Source organism: Salinicola avicenniae, from assembly GCF_023736115.1.
Classification (GTDB): Bacteria; Pseudomonadota; Gammaproteobacteria; order Pseudomonadales; family Halomonadaceae; genus Salinicola; species Salinicola avicenniae.
Map to the genome: position 1 here is coordinate 225,117 of NZ_JAKQZC010000002.1, position 17,446 is coordinate 242,562.

At 63.0% G+C, this 17,446-nt stretch carries 15 protein-coding genes; 6 read left to right on the top strand and 9 right to left on the bottom strand.

Annotated features, from left to right (window positions below; translation table 11 throughout):
• Positions 1–51: 51 nt before the first annotated feature.
• From MC381_RS04515 to MC381_RS04525, 3 genes are all read right to left on the bottom strand, one after another.
• Entirely contained in the window at positions 52–513 is a 462-nt protein-coding gene (locus tag MC381_RS04515; RefSeq protein ID WP_251976541.1) for a tellurite resistance TerB family protein, read from the bottom strand.
• A 270-nt stretch (positions 514–783) separates the two neighbouring features.
• Positions 784–1,299 carry an S-ribosylhomocysteine lyase gene (gene luxS / locus MC381_RS04520; RefSeq protein WP_251976542.1) on the bottom strand — a complete coding sequence of 172 codons (516 nt, stop codon included), beginning with the start codon at positions 1,297–1,299 and terminating at the stop codon, positions 784–786.
• A 106-nt stretch (positions 1,300–1,405) separates the two neighbouring features.
• Positions 1,406–2,122 carry a glutathione S-transferase gene (locus MC381_RS04525; RefSeq protein ID WP_251976543.1) on the bottom strand — a complete coding sequence of 239 codons (717 nt, stop codon included), beginning with the start codon at positions 2,120–2,122 and terminating at the stop codon, positions 1,406–1,408.
• A gap of 324 nt (positions 2,123–2,446) precedes the next feature.
• Between MC381_RS04525 and thiI the strand changes: the two genes are divergently transcribed.
• A complete protein-coding gene (thiI, locus tag MC381_RS04530; protein WP_251976544.1) occupies positions 2,447–4,054 on the top strand; it encodes a tRNA uracil 4-sulfurtransferase ThiI in 1,608 nt (535 codons plus the stop codon).
• A 14-nt stretch (positions 4,055–4,068) separates the two neighbouring features.
• On the opposite strand, the gene MC381_RS04535 is transcribed toward thiI, so the two are convergent.
• Positions 4,069–6,489 (bottom strand): DNA polymerase II, encoded by a 2,421-nt coding sequence (locus MC381_RS04535; RefSeq protein ID WP_251976545.1) that lies wholly within the window; start codon positions 6,487–6,489, stop codon positions 4,069–4,071.
• A gap of 263 nt (positions 6,490–6,752) precedes the next feature.
• Between MC381_RS04535 and metG the strand changes: the two genes are divergently transcribed.
• The 4 genes from metG to nth all read left to right on the top strand — a co-directional run bounded on the left by metG (position 6,753) and on the right by nth (position 12,296).
• On the top strand, positions 6,753–8,810 hold the full coding sequence (metG, locus tag MC381_RS04540) for a methionine--tRNA ligase (protein ID WP_251976546.1): 2,058 nt from the start codon (positions 6,753–6,755) through the stop codon (positions 8,808–8,810).
• A gap of 182 nt (positions 8,811–8,992) precedes the next feature.
• The gene (locus MC381_RS04545; RefSeq protein WP_251976547.1) at positions 8,993–10,573 is read left to right on the top strand and encodes a sensor domain-containing diguanylate cyclase; all 1,581 of its coding nucleotides are present in this window, start codon (positions 8,993–8,995) and stop codon (positions 10,571–10,573) included.
• A 65-nt stretch (positions 10,574–10,638) separates the two neighbouring features.
• Positions 10,639–11,661: an RnfABCDGE type electron transport complex subunit B gene (locus tag MC381_RS04550; protein ID WP_251976548.1), complete on the top strand. Its 1,023-nt coding sequence runs from the start codon at positions 10,639–10,641 to the stop codon at positions 11,659–11,661.
• Positions 11,658–12,296, top strand: a complete 639-nt coding sequence (gene nth / locus MC381_RS04555; RefSeq protein ID WP_251976549.1) for an endonuclease III — start codon at positions 11,658–11,660, stop codon at positions 12,294–12,296. The genes MC381_RS04550 and nth overlap by 4 nt, the downstream gene beginning before the upstream one ends.
• Before the next feature lie 24 nt (positions 12,297–12,320).
• On the opposite strand, the gene MC381_RS04560 is transcribed toward nth, so the two are convergent.
• The 5 genes from MC381_RS04560 to MC381_RS04580 form a co-directional block, all read right to left on the bottom strand.
• Positions 12,321–12,683: a DUF1161 domain-containing protein gene (locus MC381_RS04560; RefSeq protein ID WP_251976550.1), complete on the bottom strand. Its 363-nt coding sequence runs from the start codon at positions 12,681–12,683 to the stop codon at positions 12,321–12,323.
• A gap of 98 nt (positions 12,684–12,781) precedes the next feature.
• On the bottom strand, positions 12,782–13,444 hold the full coding sequence (locus MC381_RS04565) for a glutathione S-transferase family protein (protein WP_251976551.1): 663 nt from the start codon (positions 13,442–13,444) through the stop codon (positions 12,782–12,784).
• A 74-nt stretch (positions 13,445–13,518) separates the two neighbouring features.
• Positions 13,519–14,577 carry a tRNA-queuosine alpha-mannosyltransferase domain-containing protein gene (locus MC381_RS04570; RefSeq protein ID WP_251976552.1) on the bottom strand — a complete coding sequence of 353 codons (1,059 nt, stop codon included), beginning with the start codon at positions 14,575–14,577 and terminating at the stop codon, positions 13,519–13,521.
• 111 nt (positions 14,578–14,688) lie between these two features.
• Entirely contained in the window at positions 14,689–14,991 is a 303-nt protein-coding gene (locus tag MC381_RS04575) for an HlyU family transcriptional regulator (protein ID WP_251976553.1), read from the bottom strand.
• Between the two features lie 56 nt (positions 14,992–15,047).
• Positions 15,048–16,475, bottom strand: a complete 1,428-nt coding sequence (locus MC381_RS04580) for an argininosuccinate synthase (protein WP_335342006.1) — start codon at positions 16,473–16,475, stop codon at positions 15,048–15,050.
• Positions 16,476–16,538: 63 nt separating this feature from the next.
• Here MC381_RS04580 and rnt point away from each other — a divergent pair, with 63 nt between their 5' ends.
• Positions 16,539–17,204, top strand: coding sequence for a ribonuclease T (gene rnt, locus MC381_RS04585; protein ID WP_251976555.1), 666 nt, complete (start codon positions 16,539–16,541; stop codon positions 17,202–17,204).
• Positions 17,205–17,446: the final 242 nt, after the last annotated feature.

Below are 17,446 nucleotides of genomic sequence, written 5' to 3' on the forward strand. Positions count from 1 at the left end.
GGAGCAGTCGGAAAATTGAGTGACACCATGCCACAAATGACACGGTCCGGCTCATGCCAGACCCAGCGACGCCTTGACCGCGAGCTTGGTGCGAATGAAGTCGGCATGTGTCACATAAAGGAGATCGGCGAGCCGGCGAATGCGGTGCTCCTCGAGTGCCGCCAACTCCTCATCCGCATAGGCGAGCCGCCACATCGCGGCAATCAGATCGACTCGCTGAGCGTAGTCATAACGCTCGTTGAGCAGAGACACATACTGGAAATGATCGACGGCCGACTCCACCTGCTGCTGCGCCTGTGTCACGAGCGCATCGACGTCGGCGGGCGACAGCGAAAACTGCCTGGCGAGCACCTCTCGCAATACCGCCAACTCCCGCGGATCGGTTTCGTAGTCGGCCCGCAGGACCTCTGCAAGCAGTGCGGCGACGGCCAACGATGGCGTGATCGCATCATCGTCACCGGATGCCGGCGTCGCAAGGACGCGTTGAAAGAACTGTTGAACGGTATCGAGCATCACGACTCCCTGGCGCTGATCAGCGGTCACTATCGAGATTCGGCGACAAACGCCGCGTTACCTTTCGACACGCTGCATCGCAAAGGTTCGCCATTTCGGAGCCGGCACCGCCCTTCTTGCCCGCGTGCGCGCTGCCAAACAGAGCCGGTACCTCGGACATTGAAGGCCTCCGACGAAAAAGGCCCGCGACCAGAGCAATCTGCAAGGTCGCGGGCCTTCTACAAGCGGGTCACTCAAGCCTTCGGCAGAGTCCGTCGCGAAGCGATACGATCAGGCGCCGTGCGCGGCGAGGAACTCTTCGGTCAGTTTGAGCTCACTGTTCGAGTTCACGCCGATACCGCGCGTGGTCACGTTCCGGGCAATCTGCTGCGCCTCGTCGAGCGAGTGCATTTCCGCGGTGCCGCACTGGTAGATGTTAAGCTCGGGGATCGATTTCTGATCGGTCAACGCCAGTACGTCCTTCATCGAGGCATCCCAGGCTTCTCCCACGCGCGCCTCGTCGGCCTGCCCGATCAAGCTCATGTAGAAGCCGGTGCGGCAGCCCATCGGCGAGATATCGATGATCTCGACACCATCGCCGTTCAGATGCTGTCGCATGAAGCCGGCGAACAGGTGCTCGAGCGTATGGATACCGCGTTCGGAGAGAATCTCCTCGTTCGGAATGCAGAAGCGCAGGTCGAAAACCGTGATGTTGTCCCCGGCTGGCGTCTTCATCTGCTTGGCGACGCGCACCGCCGGTGCTTTCATCTTGGTGTGGTCAACCATGAAGCTGTCGAGTAGTGGCATGTCTAGTCTCCTTGTTGCTGCGTGTCCGGGTGTCGCTCTACTTTAGCACGCTAATCGGCGCGTCCCGTCAGGGCGTTCGCCCTTTGGGCGATTCGACTGGCTCCGCTCATAGATCCAGCTCGGGGTAGTGTCGAAACAGACCATCCTCGTTGAAGTCCTGCCGCCTGTCGGACGTCAGGTAGGCGGCAACGTGGGGGCGCTGACCGACACGATCAACCAGCGCGGTCACTGCCGGCAGCTCTTCCTCGAGCCGATCCATCGCCCGCGGAAACGCATAGCGCAGGCCCGTGACGACCTGAAACAGCGACAGGTCGACGTAACTGTGGGCAGTGCCGACCAGATAAGCCTCGCTGTCGGCATTCGCCGCCAGTACGCGCTCGAAGTAGTGCAGAAACTTGGGCAGACGCTCCTGCACAAAAACCTCCGTGCGCTGCAGCGCCTCCCGTTTCTGGTCTTCATAGTAGAGCGAAACGCCGATCGGGTGGTGCGTATCGTGAATCTCTGCGACGAAATCGGTCAGCGTCAACTGTAGGCCATTGGCCCACAGCCGGCTGGCCTCGTCCTCGGCAATCAGACCAAGCGACGGTGCCAGAAATTGCAGGATGTTCGCCACGTGAGACAGGGTCATATCACCTGCGCGCAGGACCGGTGGCGCGAAATGCGGCTGCCCCGGATCATTGCCGTGAAGGAACTCGCTGACCTTGCAGGCGCCATTGATCTGCCTGCCGACATCGACATAGTCGGCCTGCGCATCCTCGAGCGCGAGCCTCACGAATTCCCCGCGCCCGGGAATGCCTGGCCAGTAGTAGAGTTCGTACTGCATTGCACTTGCCTCCCTTGCGACTTTCCCATGCTGCGCCCCGCGCAACGGGACCGAAAAGCCACTATCAGCGTAGCAGTTTCATCGCGCTTTTCGTGGAGGTTGGCAACGCTGGAGGCCACGCTGGCCAGCTGATACGCTACGCCACCCGCGTCCCGCTCGACGCCGCATGTGCCAGTCCGAACTTTCTCATGCGACCTGTCTAATGCGGCCTATCTAATGCGGACTCACTAATGCGAACTGTGCGAACGGCCTAGTTCCCATTGGCTCATTCGAATTCGCTGGCCCGAATGCGGTCGCTCAATCCTTATAGCCCAAAGCTCACTCATGCGTTATCGCGTCAAGCTCTTCCCGGAAATCGTGACCAAGTCTCGTCCTGTCAGACGGGAGATGGTGCGTCACCTGCGCACCAATATCCGCAACGCACTCGATCCTATCTCGCCACGGGTGCGTGTCAGTGACCACTGGGACGTGCTGGAGGTGCGCCCGCGTACCGCGCTGGACGCGGCAAGCCGCGAAGCCCTGGAAACCCGCCTAGGCGGCATCAGCGGCATCCACGAGATCCAGATCGCGCGCTCCCTGAAATGGCACTCCTTCGCCGACGTGGCCGCCCACTTGGTTCCCCTGTGGCGCAACGCGCTGGCAACGCGACGCTTCCGGGTCAGCGTCAAACGCCGCGGCGATCACACGTTCAGCTCGGAAGCGCTGGAACGCTATCTCGGCGCGGCACTGATCGACGCGGCCCCCGCCGCCCGCGTCGACCTCAAGCATCCGGAGATCGATGTACGAGTCGAGGTCCGCGATGACACCCTGACGTTGATCGAACGACGCCTGCCTGGGCTCGGTGGCTATCCGATGGGCACCCAAGGCGCCGGACTAGCACTGATTTCCGGCGGCTACGACTCACCAGTAGCGGCTTGGCAGCTGATGCGCCGCGGACTCAAGACGCACTTCCTCTACTTCGATCTCGGCGGAGCCGATCAGGAGTACACCGTCCGCGAAGCGGCCCATCGACTGTGGCAGCAGTACGGCGCCTCTCATCGGGTCGATTTCATCAGCGTGCCGTTCGTCGAGGTCATGCACGAGATTCAGCGCGCCGCCCCTGCCGGAGTCGCCGGCGTCATCCTGAAACGCCAGATGATTCGCGCCGCTAACCGTCTGGCTGCCCGACTGCGCGTCAACGCGCTGATTACCGGGGATGCCCTGGCGCAGGTCTCCAGCCAGAGCCTGATCAACCTTGGGCTGATCGACGCCGTCACCGAGCGACCGGTGCTGCGCCCGCTGATCGCCAGCGACAAGGCAAGCATCATCGACCAGGCGCGACGTATCGGTACGGCAGCGCTCGCCGAGGGACTGCCAGAAGTGTGCGGCACGATCTCCCGGCGCCCCAATACCCGCCCCCGTGCGCAGGCGGTCGAGAGCGCCGAAGCCGCGCTCGATCCGCAGGTGCTGGACACCGCCGTGGCGGCCGCTCGGATCACGCGCAGCGACCGTCTGCGAGACAGCCGCAGGGCGAGCTCGGCATTCACTAGCACTTCGTCATCCGCTGGCACGTCGGCATCCGCAGGCACAACAGAGCGCGATACCGATTCCGATATCCGGTCCGATGCCGGTAACCGCCGTACCGATGGCGGCACCAGCTCCCGAGAGACATCCGCCCCGCGCGGTGACACGCGCGTGATCGATATTCGCCATCCCGACGAACGGGAAGCCGCCCCGCTGACGCTCCCGGACAACGAGACACCCTTACTCATCCCCTATTTCGATCTTGCCTCCCGTGCCGGAGAACTGCCGCGTGATGGCCACTATCGGCTCTACTGCGCCCAAGGCACCATGAGTCGCCTGCAGGTCGAACATCTTGCCGCACAGGGTTTCGACAACTTCACGGTCTACTCGCCCGCCGCCGAGGAGCGCGAGACGGATACCGCCGGTTAGCGCTCCGGTCGCCCTTAGAACAGCCCCAGCTGCTGGTCGGTCAGCGACTCGAAGGTATCGCCGATAAACGGCAGAATACCGTCGGCTACCGGCTGCAGCTGGCGACTGACATAGTGTTGGTAGTCGATCGGCGAGCGCTGCACCTCGAGCGGCTCCGGCCCTGCCACGCTGATCACATAGCGTATCCAGCCCCCCTTCTGGTACTGCAGCGGCCGCCCCATCCGGCGATTGAAGTCGTCGGCCAGGCGTGCGGCACGCACATGGGGCGGCACATTGCGCTGGTAGTCATCCAGCCGCCGACGCAAACGCTTGCGATAGACAAGCTCGGCGTCATGCTGGCCAGCCAGCGTCTCGCTGACGATCGCCCGCACATACTCCCGGTATGACTCGCCGGCGAAAATTCGGCGATAGAGCTCACGCTGAAAGGTTTTCGCCAGTGGCGACCAGTCAGCGCGCACCGACTCCAGCCCCTTGAACACCAGCCGTTCCGTACCCTCCGGCTCGCGTACCACGCCGGCATAGCGCTTCTTGCTGCCCTCTTCGGCACCGCGGATGGTCGGCATGAGAAAGCGGCTGAAATGCGTCTCGAACTGCAGTTCCAATGCACTGTCCAGGCCATACTCCGCTTCCAGATGTTGGCGCCACCAGGCATTTACCCGCGCGACCAGACGCTCGCCGATCGCCGTTGCCTCATCCGCCGAATGCGCCCTACCGAGCCAGACGAACGTCGAGTCGGTATCACCGTAGATAACGGTATAACCAGCTTCTCGATTTTCGCTTTCGATAAGCTCACGCGTGCGGCGCATGATCTCGTGGCCGCGCATGGTGATCGATGACGCCAGCCGCGGATCGAAAAACCGGCAGCCCCGCGAACCGAGCACGCCGTAGAAGGCATTCATGATGATCTTCAGCGCCTGCGCCAGGGGCGCATTGCCGTCGCGCTTGGCCGCTTCGCGGCCCTCCCATACCCGCGCCACAATCTCCGGTAGCGCGTGCCGCGTGCGCGAGAAACGTGCATCGAGAAAGCCGGGCACGGAATGGGCATCATCCGGCTGAGCCAGCCCCTCCACCAGCCCCGCCGGATCGATCAGGAAAGAGCGGATGATCGACGGATAGAGGCTCTTGAAGTCGAGTACCAGCACCGAGTCATAGAGCCCGGGACGCGAATCCATCACGTAGCCGCCAGGACTATCGGCGCCGTCGCGGCTGCCGAGTGTCGGCGCGACGAAGCCGAGCCGATGCAGCCGCGGCAGATAGAGGTGCGAGAAGGCTGCGACCGAGCCACCGCTGCGATCGGCCGCCAGGCCAGTGACGCTGGCCCGCTCAAGCAGGAAGTCGATGATTCGCGTATGGGCAAAGATGCGCGAGACCAGCTCGCAGTCCTTGAGGTTGTAGCGCGCCAGTGCCGGCTTGTCGGTCGCAAACATGCGGTTGATATCCGCCATGCGCTGGTAGGGGTTGTCGATCGACTTACCTTCGCCCAGCAGCGTCTGGGCCACGTTCTCCAGACTGAAGGAGGGAAAGCTCCAGGTCGCCGATTTCAACGCTTCGATGCCATCAATCGCCAGCCGGCCGGGAACGGTGACGAAATGATGATCGGGGTTGTGTCCATGCGCGCGCCACTCCATTGGTGTGCCGCCCCGCCCGAGCGTCAACGGCACGCCCAGGCGCTCGGCGTGCTGCTCGAGCTTGCGCAAATCGAACTGGATCACGTTCCAGCCGATGATCGCATCCGGATCGAAGCGCAAGAACCAGCCATTCAGCGCCTGCAACAGACCGCCCCGCGAACCGCAGTAGACCAGGTCGAAATCCCGATCGCGGTCGGCCTCGCTCCCCTCTCCCGCCGGCGGCCCAAGCATATAGACAACGCGCTGCCCGCAGCCATGAATGCCGATCGAATAGAGTTCACCGCGCTCGCTGGTCTCGATATCCAGCGAGCAGAGGCTGAGCGCGGGACGATAATCCGGCGCCGGCCTCAACTGTGCATTGACCAAGGCGCCATCTGACTGTTCCTCACCGACGACCCGCTCCTCACCGGCAAACATGACTGGCGCAGTGATAAAACGCTCCATGAGATAACGATCCGGCGGCCGAATATCGGCCTCGAGCACATCGACACCGGCGTCGGCCAGGCGACGCTCCAGATTCATCAACTGGCGATGCTGGCGGCAATAGAGGCCAAGCATCGGGCGGTGGTCGAAGTCTTTCAGCTCGAGCTCACGCAGCTCGACATCCCGCTCCTGTGGGATCAGTCGCTCGACCGCTTCACGCTGATCCGCTGGAACAAAGGCCACCGACGTTTGCGAAGGCAATACGACTCTCTGTGGCCCATCATCTGTCGCAAGCCACAGTGATACCTCGGTACCACCCGGCGTATCCCGCCAATGGCGAGTCAGAATGAAACCGTGATAGCCCACCGAAGCCTCTCGATGCATCAACCGAAAAGCCGGATTGTCTCTCGTTGGACAGGAAACTGTCAGCCCCGACATACCGCAAGGACTCCAACGCCCCATGACCTTCGACTCTCGCCCAAACGATCTTGCCTAAGCCATCTCGAAGCGGTGCTCGTCAAACACGGCGAGCAACACCCCCGTGCCATCGATGCTACAATCGTCGGCCAAGTTTTCAGCCTATTGCCAGTCGTGAGGCCCGATATCCGGGTCATCGCGGCTATCGTCACGGGAATCGTTCAGCCACCATGTCGAACAACGCCTCGCTTTCGCGCCAGATCCTCGTCACCAGCGCGCTGCCCTACGCCAACGGCTCGATCCACCTGGGCCACCTGCTGGAATACATCCAGACCGATATCTGGGTACGCTTCCAGAAGAGCCGTGGCCACGAATGCCATTATGTTTGCGCCGATGACGCCCATGGCACCGCGATCATGCTGCGGGCCGAGCAGGAAGGCATTACGCCGGAACAGCTGATCGCCAAGGTCAGCGAGGAACACCAGGCGGACTTCGCCCGATTCGGTGTCGCCTTCGACAACTACCACTCGACCCACTCCGAAGAGAATCGCGCTCACAGCGAGCGCATCTATACGGCGCTGCGCGATGCCGGCCACATCAGCACCCTCGATATCGAGCAGATGTACGATCCGGTCAAGGGGCTGTTTCTGGCCGATCGCTTCATCAAGGGCACGTGCCCCAAGTGTGGCGCGGAAGATCAGTATGGCGACAACTGCGAAGTCTGCAGTGCCACCTACACCCCGGCCGAGCTGATCAAGCCGGTTTCCGCGATCAGCGGCGCGACACCGGAAGTCCGAACGTCGACCCACTACTTCTTCAAGCTCCCCGACTTCGAGGCTTTCCTGCAGCGCTGGACGCGCTCCGGCCGCGTGCAGCCGCAGATCGCCAACAAGCTGCAGGAGTGGTTCGAATCCGGCCTGAACGAGTGGGATATCTCCCGCGATGCTCCCTACTTCGGCTTCGAGATTCCGGATGCGCCGGGCAAGTACTTCTATGTCTGGCTGGACGCGCCGATCGGCTATCTGGCCAGCTTCCAGAACCTGTGCGATCGCGAAGGCCTCGATTTCGACAGCTACTGGAAGGCGGATTCGACCGCCGAGGTCTACCACTTCATCGGCAAGGACATCGTCTATTTTCACGCCCTGTTCTGGCCGGCCATGCTCGAAGGCGCCGGCATGCGCACGCCGACCGGCGTCAACTGCCACGGCTTCGTCACGGTCAATGGCGCCAAGATGTCGAAATCCCGCGGGACCTTCATCAAGGCGCAGACCTACGCCGACTACCTGAACCCGGAGTACCTGCGCTATTACTTCGCGGCCAAGCTGACTTCGCGGGTCGATGACCTGGATCTCAACCTCGAGGACTTCGCCGCCCGGGTGAACTCGGATCTGGTCGGCAAGGTGGTCAACATTGCCAGCCGCTGCGCCGGCTTCATCAAGAAGCTGGCCGACGGCAAGCTGTCGTCGACCTGCGCCGAACCGGACCTGGTGGCACGTTTCATCTATGCGGGTGACGAGATCGCGGCCGACTTCGAAGCGCGCGAGTTCGGTCGCGCCATGCGCCGGGTAATGGAACTGGCCGACGAAGCCAACGCCTACATCGCCGACAAGGCGCCCTGGGTACTGGCGAAGGAAGGCGGTCGCGAACAGGAAGTGATCGACATCTGCTCGGTCGGGATCAACCTGTTCCGTATTCTGCTGGTCTACCTACAGCCGGTTGTGCCAGCCATGGCCGAACAGGCGCGCCTCTTCCTGCAGGTCGAGTCTCTCGACTGGGAGAGCCGCCAGCACGTGCTGAAGGATCACGTCATCGGCAAATTCAAGCCGTTGATGACACGCATCGAGAGCGACCGGATCGACGCCATGATGGCAGCCTCCAAAGAAGTGCTCGAGGCGGAGAAGCAACTGACCGGCCAGGCACCTTCTGTGGACAGCGCCAGTCCGCTGGCCGATGACCCGATCAGCGAGGAGATCGCCTTCGACGACTTCGTCAAGGTCGACCTGCGTATCGCCCGAATCGAGAAAGCGGCCTATGTCGAGGGTTCCAACAAGCTGCTCGAACTGACCCTGGATCTGGGCGGCGAGACACGCACCGTGTTCTCGGGTATTCGCAAGGCTTACGCCCCGGAAGCGCTCGAAGGCCGCCTGACCGTCATGGTTGCCAATCTGGCCCCGCGCAAGATGCGCTTCGGCGTCTCCGAAGGCATGGTGCTAGCCGCCGGCAACGACGACGGCATCTATCTGCTCTCGCCGGACAGCGGCGCGAACCCGGGCGAACGCGTGACCTGAAGGTCCGGCTACCATCGAGGGCAAACGCGCGGCGCCGGCCGCCGTGCGTTTGCCAGCAGCAAAATCGTAAAACGTAAATAACTGTTAAATAAAATAAAGTTCCCACCTGCCTCGCCGATAGACAATGCACACTAACTTTTATTCGGCCCACTTTGGCGCAAAGTGGATGCCCAGGTGTCGCGATGTCCGGTCTTCAATCCTTTCTGCTTTCCCTACGCGGGCGCTTCGTTGTCAGCCTGCTGGGACTGTTGATCATCGCCATGGCGGCCCTGCTGCTGATCGGCACCTTGCTGATCTATCCCAATGTCAGGTCGCAGGAGATAGCATCGGCGGACCTCGAGATGGACCGTCTCGAACGCGCGCTTGGAGGCGAGATGCGCACCCTGATGATGACGAGCAAGGACTGGGCGATCTGGGACGATACTTATACGTTCATCCAGGGTCACAATAAGCGCTACCTTCAGGTCAACCTCAGCGATAGCCTGTTCGAGGATCTCGACTTTCAGGCCATGCTGTTTCTCGACGCGCATTACCAGATGCACTGGGGCGCCGGTATCGACCCCGATACCGGCCACTACGCCTCCTGCTCCATGCCCTTCTTCACCTGTCGCTGGATGCAGCCTTTTCTGGATCGGCTCTGGCTTGACGACAATCTGTCGGATGACGAGCCGGAGGCCTATCTGTTCAGCTTGAACGACCGCCGTTATCTGGCGGCCACCCACCCAGTGGTTCGCTCCAACGGCATGGGACCGGCAGCCGGGTGGCTCGTACAGATACGGCCGTTGAACGATCGCTGGCACGAGCGATTTCGCCAGACGACCGGCCGCCGGCTAATGCTGCGTCAACAGCCGGATAGCGCACCTGCGGCACTGCAGGTGCGCCCCACCGGTGACGGCAATGCCGAAGTCTCGCGCGGCTTCGTCAGCAACGATCAGACTTGGCTGATGAGCACCCGCATTCCTCGCCGCGCCTTTATCGAACATCTGACGACCCTGCATTATGCCCAGTGGTGGACCGCTGGCCTGCTGCTGGTAGTCATCATATTGATCGTGGTGTTACTGGAACTGGTGATCCTGCGCCCGCTGCGTCAGCTCTCGCGCTTCACTCGACGAGCCAGACAGGAGGACTTCTGCAGTGAGGTGCCGGCTGCCCTGCTGACACGTCAGGACGAGGTCGGGGGGCTGGCGAGGGAGTTCGCCGTCCTGATTCGCCATCAGCGCCAGCGCAACCACCGCCTGTTGGAGCTGTCGCAGACCGACCACCTGACGGGGCTGGCCAATCGCCGTCACTTCGATGCCCACCTCGAGCACCTGCTGACCGCGCCGGATATCCCGCCCCCCATCGCCGCCATCATGATCGACATCGATGATTTCAAAGCCTACAACGACGGTTACGGCCATCCCGAAGGGGACCGCTGCCTGAAGCGTCTGGCAAGCTGTCTCGATCGAGTCTGTACGCTGGCGGATATCGACGATCTGCTGTTGGCCCGCGTCGGCGGCGAAGAGTTTGCAGTGATCATGCCGGGAGCCGACCAGCAACGCGCGGGCGACCTCGCGGAACAGCTGCGCCAAGGGGTCGTCGAGTTACACCTGCCGCATGCGCACTCGCCTCGCGGCTGGGTCACTATCAGTCTTGGCGTTGCCGTCAGCACGCCCACGGAGCATTCAGCATCGACACTGCTGTCGCGGGCAGACAGCGCACTCTATAGCGCCAAGCAGGCAGGCCGCAACCGGGTCATGCAAGAGGATCGACAACCCGCCTGAGCGGCTCGAAGGGCAGCGGCGATGGGTTTATAATGCGTGCCCTTTCCCGCCCGGAGTCCGCTCTCTTGCCCGCTGCTGCCACGATCCCCGTCGACCGCATCGATGCCGAATTGCCGCAGACCCAGTGCCGCAAGTGTGGCTTTGACGGTTGCCGCCCATATGCCGAGGCGATCGTCGACGGCGAAGCGATCAACCGCTGCCCCCCGGGCGGCGAAGCCACTCGAGACCGACTGGCGGCCTTGACCGGACAACCGGCTCTGGCCTTGATCGAAGCGCCGCAGACACCGCTGCTGGCCGTCATCCGCGAGGCCGAGTGCATCGGCTGCACGAAGTGCATTCAAGCCTGCCCTGTCGATGCGATCGTCGGTGCGGCCAAGCAGATGCACAGCGTCATCAACGCCGAGTGCACTGGCTGCGAACTCTGCATGGCACCTTGCCCGGTAGACTGCATCGACCTGATCGAACATCCGCAATGGCGGCAGGCCGAAAACGACGCTGAGCGCGCGGCCTTTCTCGACGCGCGGGCGAGCAACGGGCGACGCCGCTTCGAGGCACGCAATCAGAGACTGGCCCGACGCGCGGTGGAGAAGCAACAGAAGCGCGAGCAGCGGATCGCCGCGACGCGCGCCAGCCAGGCATCGGCGACCACCGAACGTGCAGCCGATAGCGGCCAGGGAGGCGAACAGGACCTCACGGCCCTGAAGGCACAGCGCGCGACACTGGCGGCGCGCTACAAGCGTACCCAGCGCCAGCTCGAGAAGGCGGAAACGGCACAACGCCCCGGACTGCACGAGCGGCTGGACGCTTTCACACGACAACTCGAGGCACTCGACCATCGACTCGGGCTGGCCGTCGCCGGCAACGAATTTCCTCAGCAGAACCACCAGCACATCGCCGTTGCCGCGGCCGAGCAGGCGCGGCGAAAAGCGCGTCAGGAGCTCGCCCACTTCGAACGCCTGAAGGACACGGAAGGCGCCGCGCGGGCCCAAGAGAAGATCCTCGCGGCAGAGCGTCTTATCGCTCTGGCTCACCACTCGACCGGTGGCGGCGCGGGCGGGGCCAAAAAGGATCAGGGAACACAGACATGAACGCGGACAAGCGAGCGCGTATTTTTGCGCGCCTGAAGGAACACAATCCCGAGCCAACCACGGAGCTGAACTGGACGACGCCTTTCGAGCTGCTGGCCGCTGTTCTGCTCTCCGCACAGGCGACCGATGTCGGCGTCAACAAGGCAACAGCGCGCCTGTTCCCAGTGGCCAATACCCCACAGGCGATCATCGACCTCGGCATCGACGGCCTCAAGGAACACATCAAGACCATCGGTCTCTACAACACCAAGGCCGAGAATCTAATGAAGACCTGTCACCTCTTGGTCGAACAGTATGGCGGCGACATCCCCCGCACCCGGGAAGGACTGGAGGCGCTACCCGGTGTCGGCCGCAAGACAGCCAATGTCATTCTGAACACGGCATTCGGCGAGCTGACAATGGCTGTCGACACGCATATCTTCCGCGTCGCCAATCGCACCCGGATCGCCAAGGGCAAGAACGTCCTGGAAGTCGAACAGAAGCTGCTGCGGCACGTACCTCGCGCCTACTTGAAGGATGCCCATCACTGGCTGATCCTGCACGGGCGCTATACCTGCCTGGCGCGCAAACCACGCTGCGGCAGCTGCGTGATTGAAGACCTCTGCGAATACCCGGACAAGGTCGAGCTCGACTGAATCGAACCCGACCGCCGGCTTGACCTAGCTCGTACCCGCCGCGCGTTCACCGCTCCGGGCGTTCGGCGCCCCGCGGCGATAGACCACCTTCCGCGTGCCGCCATCGCAGCTGCCGACGACCTCTGCGCCCGCATGAGGGCGCCCCGGTCGTACCCGCCCGTCGGTGACCTGGTCGTTGTCGACGACCTCGAGCAGAAAGTCCTGCGCCCCATTGTCGCGAATGGTGCGGTCGATCTGTGCTTGTAACCGTTCGCAGGCAAGCCGAGTCTCCGGCTGATGATCGAACGGCGACTCTTCCGCCGCGGCCGAGGCAACACTACTGGCCAACCCCACCAGGATCAGCCCCGCCCATGATGCACGCACCGCGCGCCCATCTGTTGTCGCCATGTCATTTCCTCCAGCCCTGCTTCGGCAGCGTGCCGCCAGCCTTTCGAACATCACGGTATCGTCTCAGCATATCACCCTTACCTGCGTCGAACGGGAGATCACAGGTTAAGCTCACCGCCTTTCTCGACCGCGCGTCGGTAGGCCGGCCGCTCACGCATGGCCTGCAGCAGCCGCTTCAAAGCCGGATAGCCCTCGAGCCCCCCACGGAGATCGAGCGCCAGCAGCGGAAACCCCATTTGAATGTCCGCCGCCGAGAAATGCTCGCCGGTCAGCCAGGTGTGCGCGCCGGCACACTGTTCGCAGTAGGCCAGGTGACGCTGCAGCTGCGGGTCGAGAAACTGCCGCCGCATCCCGCCAGCCAGCAGCTTGCCGACCGGACGCAGGGGGGCCGGCACCGGCGACTTCGATAGCCGCGAGATGACCAGGCGCATCACCAGCAGCGGCATGAGCGAACCCTCCGCGTAGTGAAGCCACTCCAGATAACGCACCCGGGACGCGGTACCGGCGGAGGGCACCAGCCACTCCCCTCCGTGCGTTGCGACCAGATACTCGATGATGGCCCCCGATTCGGCAATCACCTGCTCCCCATCGACCACTACCGGCGACTTGCCCAGCGGATGCACCTGCTGCAAGGCCGCAGGGGCCAGCATCGATCGGGCATCACGCTGATAGCGCACGATCTCGTAGTCGACCTCCAGCTCCTCGAGCAGCCAGAGAATTCTCAGAGAGCGGGAGTTCTCCAAGTGATGAACGACGATCATGGCGAATTTGCCTCATGTCGGTGTGTCGCTCAACGATAGGCAGCGATCACCAACCTCGCCACTGCGATCTCGGCTCAGGCATGCTCTAACCCGAGGGCCGCGGCGTAGCCTTTCCGCCAGGCGTGCCACTGCCAGCCGCAGGCGTCCGGCAGGGGCGGTCGAGACGACGGAAACCGGAGCCAGTCGGCCAGCCGCGCAGCCAGGCCACCGGCATCACCGGGATAGCGATAAGCATCGGCATAGTATTCGGGAAAACAGAGCCGATCGGGCACCAGCGGCAGGCAGCCTCGCGTGACCGCCTCCATGATCGCCAGGCCCTGAAACTCGTGATTGGTGGTCGACACCACGATGTCACTGGCCTCGAGCATCTCGCGATAGGCTTCGACCGGCTGCTCGCCCCAGCAGACGATCCGCTCGCCAAGCCAGGCACGCGCGCTATCGAAGACCGCCGGCGACTGTCGGAACTGCTGCCCCATGACCGCCAGCTCGAAGTCGACGCCGAGCGTCACCAGCTGCTCAAGCGCGGCAAAGAACGCCTCGGGGTTCTTGTCGTATTCCCAGCGATGATTCCAGACGATACGGCAGCCGCCACCGGCGGCTTTCGGCGTCATATCGGCCAACGGCACCGGCAGTATCCACGCCTCGAGGGCCAGGCGCGCGAACCAGTCATCGAGTTTGGGGTTGTCCGGCATGCGATGCAGAAACGCCCGCGCCCCGGCAATCAGGCTGTCGCGATTGTAGGCGCTATTGAACACCACCACGTCGGCCGCCATGGCTGCATAGAGATTGACCATCATCGGCTCGGGTCGAGGCGCCTGATGGCCGGAAGGCGGAAACGCGAACTGATTCTCGTGGAAATAAACCACCTTGCGGGCATGTGCCAACGACGGGCAGAGACCGACCAGCGTGGCCAGGTCAACCATCGAGGTGGCTACCACCAGGTCGTAGGACCGGTCCAGCAAGGCCGAAGCCTCGGTCTTCCACAGCAACGGGTTGGCCCGTATGCGCCAGGAGAAATGGCGTGGCGGCAGCTCGAGCCGCGTCCAGGCTATCTCGGGAAATGCCGCCTGCAGCCCGTCGGCCCATTCACGATGGCTGACGGCGGCATAGGCGGAAAGCAACAGCGCTTTCATACCGACTCACTCTGCAAACGCTTTCTGGTGTGACCATCCAACGCAACGACGGCGCCGAAAGGCGCCGTCGTCATGGCAGGACTCGCAGTGCGAGACACGTGCTGGCGGCCGTCAGTGCTCCTGCTCGAACATGTCGTCGCCCACGTCATCGATATAGCGCTGACTCTTGGCGACGGTGAGTTCGACGCAGGCATCTTCGCCCGGAACCACATCGGAGCGCTCGAAGCGGCGCTGACGCATGCCGCCATCCGCATCCGGCTTGCGGATCCAACCGCTGACCCGATACTGGCCGCCGGCATCCTGCGGCTCGGGTACGATCAGAAAGCCCTTATGCTCGACCGCCTCGCGCTCCGGCTTCGGGGTGGCGCTGTCGCGCCCCCCACTCAGCAGTCCGGAAAAGAGTTTCTTCAGCATGCTACCTGCCCTCCTGTCGATGACCGGTACGGCGGCATGCCGCGCCGGTCGGCGCCTCAATCGGCGGAGCGCCCCTTGCCGGCGGCGATACGCAGGCGCAGCGCGTTGAGCTTGATGAAGCCCTCGGCATCCTTCTGGTCATAAGCACCGGCGTCGTCTTCGAAGGTCGCGATCGACTCGTCGAACAGCGACTGTTCGGACTTGCGACCCACCACGGTGGCGCTGCCCTTGTAGAGCTTGACCCGCACCGTGCCGTTGACGAATTCCTGGGTCTCGTCGATGGCCGCCTGCAGCATGCGACGCTCAGGGCTCCACCAGTAGCCGTTGTAGATCACCTTGGCGTACTTCGGCATCAGCTCGTCTTTCAGATGGGCCGCTTCGCGGTCCAGAGTGATCGACTCGATCGCACGGTGGGCACGCAGCATGATCGTGCCGCCCGGCGTCTCGTAGCAGCCACGGGACTTCATGCCGACGTAGCGGTTCTCGACGATGTCGAGGCGGCCGATGCCGTTCTCGCCACCCAGCTTGTTGAGCTTCGACAGCACCTCATGCGGCTTCAGCGACTCACCGTCGATCGCGACAATATCGCCCTTCTCGTAGCTCAGCTCGATATAGGTCGGCTGATCCGGGGCCGCTTCCGGCGAGACACTCCAGCGCCACATGTCCTCTTCGGCCTCGGCCCAAGGATCTTCCAGAATGCCGCCCTCGTAGGAGATGTGCAGCAGATTGGCGTCCATCGAATAGGGCGACTTCTTCTTGCTCTTGGAGAAGTCGACGGGAATCTCGTGCTGCTCGCAGTAGCTCATCAGCTTTTCACGCGAGTTGAGATCCCACTCGCGCCACGGCGCGATGACCTTGACGCCGGGCTTCAACGCATAGGCGCCCAGCTCGAAGCGCACCTGATCGTTGCCCTTGCCGGTCGCACCGTGCGAGATCGCGTCGGCGCCGGTCTCGTTGGCAATCTCGATCAGACGCTTGGCAATCAGCGGGCGGGCGATAGAGGTACCGAGCAGATACTCACCCTCGTAAATGGTGTTGGCGCGAAACATCGGGTAGACATAATCACGCACGAACTCCTCGCGCAGGTCTTCGATGTAGATTTCCTTGACCCCAAGCGCCTGCGCCTTGGCCCGCGCCGGCTCCACCTCTTCTCCCTGACCGATATCGGCAGTGAAGGTGACGACCTCGCAGTCGTAGGTTTCCTGCAGCCACTTCACGATCACGGAAGTGTCCAGGCCGCCGGAATAGGCGAGGACGACCTTCTTGACGTCGGACATGCGACAACTCCTTGCTGATTGTTCATCGACCGTCGCGGCCCGGCGGCGGTCCGGATGGCGGCGGCCTCGCGACGTCGCAGCGTCGACAAGGGCCCCCAGGCAAACCGCGATTATAACGCCCCGCGCGCACGGAGAATACCGAGCAGCGGGACGCCGCTGGCCGAAACTGCTAGACTTCACGCGATTCGGCGCGGCATCCGCCGTCACCTCATTGCATCATCTTTGCGCGATAACCTATCGCCGCCATTTCTAGGGAACGGGAGTCATTGCATGTCGGACGCCAGCACAAGGGAGCTGATGGCGCAGCGTTTTCGCGGGTATCTCCCGGTGGTGGTGGATATCGAGACAGGCGGCTTCAACGCGGCAACCGACGCCCTGCTCGAGATCGCCGCCGTTCCCCTCACTATCGACGAGCAGGGCAACCTGCTGCCGCTAGAGACGATCGCCTTCCATATCGCCCCCTTCGAGGGCGCCAACGTGGAGCAATCTGCGTTGGATTTCACCGGCATCGACCTGCAGAGCCCTTTCCGCCAGGAGATCGCGGTCAGCGAGCGGGAAGCGCTGGACGGCATCTTCAAGCCAATACGCAAGACGATCAAGTCTCACGGCTGCTCGCGGGCCATCCTGGTCGGACACAACGCGTCCTTCGACCAAGGGTTTCTCAACGCGGCCGTCAACCGCTGCGCCATCAAGCGCAACCCCTTTCATCCGTTCTCCAGCTTCGATACGGCGACCCTGTCGGCGTTGACCTACGGCCAGACCGTGCTCGCACGTGCCTGCCAGGCTGCAGGCATCGACTTCGACAATGCCTCCGCGCATTCGGCCAGCTACGACACCGAGCGCACCGCTGAGCTGTTCTGCGCCATCGTCAATCGCTTCAAGGATCTTGGCGGCTGGCATCTAGCACTCAAGGAACAGGGCTACGACGAGGCCTGATCGTCCCGCCCTTCGGCGCTCATGCGCCGGCGGGCGAACAAGCTAGCCATCGCCGACGCGTCATCGCCTTCCTCAGAAGCCCCGTTGTCGGCCCTTTCGACCTCCCCCCCAACGCCACCTTTCGGCCTCCTGCTACACCATCGTGAGCGCGTGCATCCCCCCGATCCACGCGGAGCCTTGGAGGGGCTAGCCCAAAGGATAAGTCTCTCGCCTCTAGCCTCTTTCCGGGCAATCCGCTAGGC